At 68.1% G+C, this 4,875-nt stretch carries 4 protein-coding genes; all 4 read left to right on the forward strand.

From position 1 onward, the window contains the following. Positions 1 to 132 precede the first annotated feature (132 nt). Positions 133 to 1,413, forward strand: a complete 1,281-nt coding sequence (locus tag VGZ32_RS00365; RefSeq protein ID WP_326883700.1) for an MlaD family protein — start codon at positions 133 to 135, stop codon at positions 1,411 to 1,413. Then, positions 1,410 to 2,045 carry a hypothetical protein gene (locus VGZ32_RS00370; RefSeq protein ID WP_326883701.1) on the forward strand — a complete coding sequence of 212 codons (636 nt, stop codon included), beginning with the start codon at positions 1,410 to 1,412 and terminating at the stop codon, positions 2,043 to 2,045. The genes VGZ32_RS00365 and VGZ32_RS00370 overlap by 4 nt, the downstream gene beginning before the upstream one ends. 23 nt (positions 2,046 to 2,068) lie before the next feature. Further along, on the forward strand, positions 2,069 to 2,995 hold the full coding sequence (locus VGZ32_RS00375; protein WP_326883702.1) for a hypothetical protein: 927 nt from the start codon (positions 2,069 to 2,071) through the stop codon (positions 2,993 to 2,995). A 452-nt stretch (positions 2,996 to 3,447) separates the two neighbouring features. Further along, on the forward strand, positions 3,448 to 4,875 hold a 1,428-nt coding region (locus VGZ32_RS00380), incomplete at its 3' end, for a ricin-type beta-trefoil lectin domain protein (RefSeq protein WP_326883703.1).

The following is a 4,875-nucleotide window of genomic DNA, read 5'->3' on the forward strand; positions in this document are numbered from 1 at the left end:
CGGCCCCTCCCCAAGCCCGAGTCCCAGCAGCGGCGGAATCCTCTGCCCGCCCCTCTGCGGCCTCAGCTCCGAGAACGACGCGGCGCAGGTCGATCCGAACCTCGCCGCCATGATGACGGAGGGGATGGCCGCATGATCAGCCGCGTCGTCCGGATCCAGCTGCTCGCCTTCGGCGTGATCACCGTGCTCGGCGTCGGATACGCGGGCGCCGACTACGTGGGCCTCGGCAACCAGGTGTTCGAGCCCGGATACACCGTGCGCGCCGACTTCCCCGAGACCGGCGGCATCTTCACCAACGCCGAGGTCACGTATCGCGGCGTGCCGGTCGGCCGGGTCGGCGCGATCCACCTGGAGGCGAACGGGGTGCTGGTCGACCTGAACCTCAATCACGGCACTCAGATCCCGGTGAACGCACTCGCCGTCGTGGCCGACCGCTCAGCCGTCGGCGAACAGTACGTCGACTTGCAACCCACCTCGAACAGCGGTCCCTACCTGAGCGGGGGAAGCACGATCGCACGCGCCCAGACCCGTATCCCCCTGCCGACCACGACACTGATGGTCAATCTCGACCGGCTGGTCAACTCGGTGAACAAGAACGATCTCACGATCACCATCGACGAGCTCGGAAACGCGTTCAATGGCACCGGCCCCGACCTGCAGAGGCTGATCGACTCTGGCAATGCCCTGATCAAAACTGCCTACGACAACCTCCCGCAGACCACCGCACTGATCCAGCAGTCCGGCACGATCCTGCGCACGCAGGTCGACGAGGGCTCCGCGATCGCGGGCTTCTCGCGCGACCTGGCGGCGCTGACCGGCCAGATCCGGGACAGCGACCCGGACCTGCGCACGGTGCTCGACTCCGGCGTCACCGCCGCGAACCAGCTGCAGAACCTGCTGGAGACGACACAGCCGACCCTCGGCGTCCTGCTCGGCAACTTGGTCAGCACCGGCCAGGTCGTCGAGGCGCGTCTGCCCGGCGTCGAGCAGATCCTGGTGACCTACCCTGTCGCGGTGGCGGCTGGCTACACCGTCGCTCCTGGCGATGGCACCGCCCACTTCGGCCTCGTTCTCAACGTGAACAACCCGCCCCCGTGCACCTACGACACCGTGCAGCGCGTGCCTCAGGACACGTCACCCCGCGCGCCGAACACCGACGTGCAGTGCAACGCCCCCCGCGGCAGCGCCACCGACGTGCGCGGCGCGCAGAACGTGCCCGCACCGGGCGGCCCCACAGCCGCTGAAAACAGTGGGGCGTACGCACTCTCGTCCATGATGACCGGCACCGACCCGGCCACCGGCGCGGCTCTCGGCCCCGACGGCCAGCCGATCACCATCGCCGCGAACGGCGGCGAAGCGACTCTTCTCGGGAAGGACTCGTGGCAATGGATGCTCCTCGGCCCGATGGCATGACCGTGACCATGAACGAGGCCGCCCTCGCCGACCTGACCGACGACGCGGCCGCCGCAAGTAAGGACATGACCGCGCCGCACGACGGCAGCCGCCCGAACCTGGACGCCCGCGCCCGGATCCGCGCCGTCGCCCTCCCCGTCGCCCGCGCACTGACCAGATTCAGGATCCTGCCCTGGCTGCTGGCGGGCGTCCTCGTCGTCGCGGCGGTCGCCGTTGGCGTGCTCGGCTACAACCTCCACCAGGAGAACCTTCAGCAGCAACGCGATCAGGACATCCTCGCCGCCGCGCGCCAGGAGGCGCTTAACTTCGTCTCGATCGACTACCGCAACTTCGACCAGGACAGTAAGAACGTGCTCGCGGGCGCGACCGGCGACTTCAAGCAGCAGTTCAGCGACCAGACCCAGACGCTCAAGAGCCTGGTCACCGCGAACAAGGCGGTCTCCTCCGGCCAGGTGCTGCAAGCCGGCGTCGTCACCGCGAACGCGACGAACGCGCGCGTGCTGGTCGTCGCGGACGGCACGGTTGCCAACACGGCGGCGCCGGGCGGCCAAGTCCGCAACTACCGCCTCCAGATGGACCTGGTGGACCAAGGCGGCACCTGGCTTACGTCCGACATCGAATTCGTCGGCTGACGCGCGGAAGGAGAACAAAGATCGTGAGCGAGCCCCAGCCCCGAGAGCTGCAGCCGCAGCCGAAGTCGCAGCCGCAACAGCCACCCGCGCAGCAGCAGCCTCAGCCTCAGCACCGCACCCGCAACCGGCTCAGCGCCGACATCCAGACATCCCGCCACCCCCGCGCCGTCGCCGGTCAGCGCGCCGCCGCCAAGCGCGCCGGACAGCCTTCCCCGCGCCCCGGCCCCGCCCTCGACGACGAGACGCCGCCCTCCTCCGCCTCCACCACCACGCTCGTCGAACCCCCCGAGCGCATCGAGCCCTCCGAGCGCACCGAGCGCACCGAGCCCCCGCCCTCGCCCGAGACCGAACCCGAATCCGAATCCGAACTCACCACTGCCGCAACTGCCTCGTCGGCCGCACCCAAATCCCCAAAGCCGAAGCGCGCCCCGCGCCCCCTTTCCACCACCCGCAGGGCGATCGTCACGGCCGTCCTCGCGGTCGCCGTTCTGGCCGTCCTCGTGACAGGCGCGATCCTCGGCCTCCAATACCGCGACGCGACCCGCACCGACGACGCACGCACAGCCGCGATGGCCGCAGCCGAAAAAGCAGCGCCAGTGATTTTCTCCTACGACTACCGCCACCTCGACCAGGACTTCGCCAAAGCCGAAGCCCTCCTCACCGGCGAGTTCCGCGACCAGTACACAAAGACGACCCAGACCGTCGTGAAGCCCACGGCGCTCCAGTACCAAGGCGTCGTCCAAGCAGTCGTCGCCAAGCCGGCCGACGGCGGCGCCCCGGCCGTCTCCGTCGTCTCCGCCTCACCGGACCAGGTCGTCGTTCTGGCGTTCATCGACCAGTCGACGACGAGCACCAGGGTCAACGGCACTCAAGTCGACCAGAACCGAGTCCTGCTCACCCTCACCAACACCCCCCAAGGCTGGCTCGTCAGCGCCGTCGACGCCCTCTGACCCCGCCCCCTCCGCCCCGTGCCGTAGGCCGCCCACCAATACCTACTACCTATCCGCCCCTACCCCGCCGGGGAATTGCCTCTGAGCTTCGAGCAGTTCCGCGATCTTTTCGTCGAGCAGGAACGGGCCTTCGATGAGGAGGACGGCTGCGGACACTGTGGATGTCGTGGGTCGGTGCCGCCATCGCGGCCGCCAGGCTTGGTCTTAACTGTGGCTCAAGTTGCTCACAACGGTGGCCGTCGGCGACGTTCTTCTGTTGACGCTGTTCGTCCGGGGCCGCTACTCCTAGACCACCCGCGCAAATAGCCGGGCGAGTGACGCGGACGCGGCCGGAAACGCTTCCAGGCTGCAATTGAATCTCGCCACGTACTGACTTAATCCGTCCGTGCATGCCCGGTTTGCTCGGCGCCGCCGACCGGGCTCAAGTGTCCACACGCGAGAGGTCCCCTGCCATGATCGATGAGACGCGGGGCAGCGCCATGCCCGCAGCCTCCGCACCTCCTTCATCCGCTGGACACCGCCGCCGTACTCCGGTGCGCTCGCGCCGTCTGCTGCCGCGCGGCCGTTGGACCCGGCTGATAGCGCTCGGCGCCATCGTCGGTACCGCCGCGCTGTTCACCATCACCGGTCCGGCGAACGCTGCCCTGCCCGGGCCGCCGTCCGGATGGACGCAGGTGTTCGCCGACGACTTCAACGGCCCTGCGGGCAGTGGGATCGACGGCCAGTGGATGTACGACACCGGTCCAGGCTCCACATTCGGTACCGGCGAGATCGAGACCATGACCAACTCCACCGCCAACGTCCACCTGGACGGCAACGGCAACCTCGACATCACCGCCCTCAACAACGGCGGCTGGACCTCCGGCCGCGTGCAGACCACCTCCGCCAACGTCGGCGCCCCGGCCGGCGGCAAGCTCGAAGTGACTGCCAACATCCAGCAGCCCACCGGTGGCCTGGGCTACTGGCCGGCGTTCTGGATGCTCGGACCGGGTCAGTGGCCCGAGAACGGCGAGATCGACATCATGGAGGATGTCAACTCCCTGTCCAACGTTGCCGGAACCATCCACTGCGGCGTGTTCCCGGGCGGCCCGTGCGGCGAGCCCAACGGCATCGGTAGTGGCTTGCGCGGTTGCAGTGGCTGTCAGTTCGGGTTCCACACCTACTCGATGATCCTGGACCGGACAAATACCTCCGCCGAGTCGATCACTTACTACCTCGACGGGAATTCGTACTTCACCGTGACCGAGGCCCAGGTCGGTACTGCCACGTGGCAGGCCGCCTTCGACCACAACCTGTCGATCATCCTTGATTTGGCCATGGGCGGCGGATTCCCCAACGGCCAGTGCGGATGCACGTCGCCGACCGGCGCGACCACGTCCGGCGGAACCATGCAGGTCGACTACGTGGCGGCCTACACCACCACCGGGAACAGCGCGGGCAACAACGGCGGAAACAGCACTGGAAGCAGCACCGGGAACAACAGCGGCACTGGTAGTGGCAGTGGTAGCGCAAGCGGTGGCAACGCAGGCAGTGGCAACGGGAGTGACGGCAGCGCGGTCACCGGCTACCAGGGGCTGTGCCTCGACGTGCGCGGCGCGAACAGCGCCGACTTCACCCCGGTCCAGGTCTACAGCTGCAATGGGACCAACGCGCAGCGGTGGACCTTCGTCCAGGCCGGCACCACCTTGCACGCCCTCGGCAAGTGCCTCGACGTCTACGGCGCCGGCACAGCTGACGGTACGAAGGTTGAGCTGTACGACTGCAACAACACTGGCGCGCAGGTGTGGATCCCGCAATCGAACGGGTCCCTCCTCAACCCTCAGTCCAACAAGTGCCTCGACGACACGGGCTGGTCCACGACGCCGGGTACCCAGCTGCAG

It is taken from the genome of Actinocrinis sp. (assembly GCF_035938995.1).
Taxonomy (GTDB): Bacteria; Actinomycetota; Actinomycetes; order Streptomycetales; family Catenulisporaceae; genus DASZGI01.

Bases quoted from the DNA above. Each gene is read 5' to 3' on its own strand.
- VGZ32_RS00365 (WP_326883700.1), top strand. From the start codon at position 133: ATGATCAGCCGCGTCGTCCGGATCCAGCTGCTCGCCTTCGGCGTGATC.
- VGZ32_RS00370 (WP_326883701.1), top strand. From the start codon at position 1,410: ATGACCGTGACCATGAACGAGGCCGCCCTCGCCGACCTGACCGACGAC.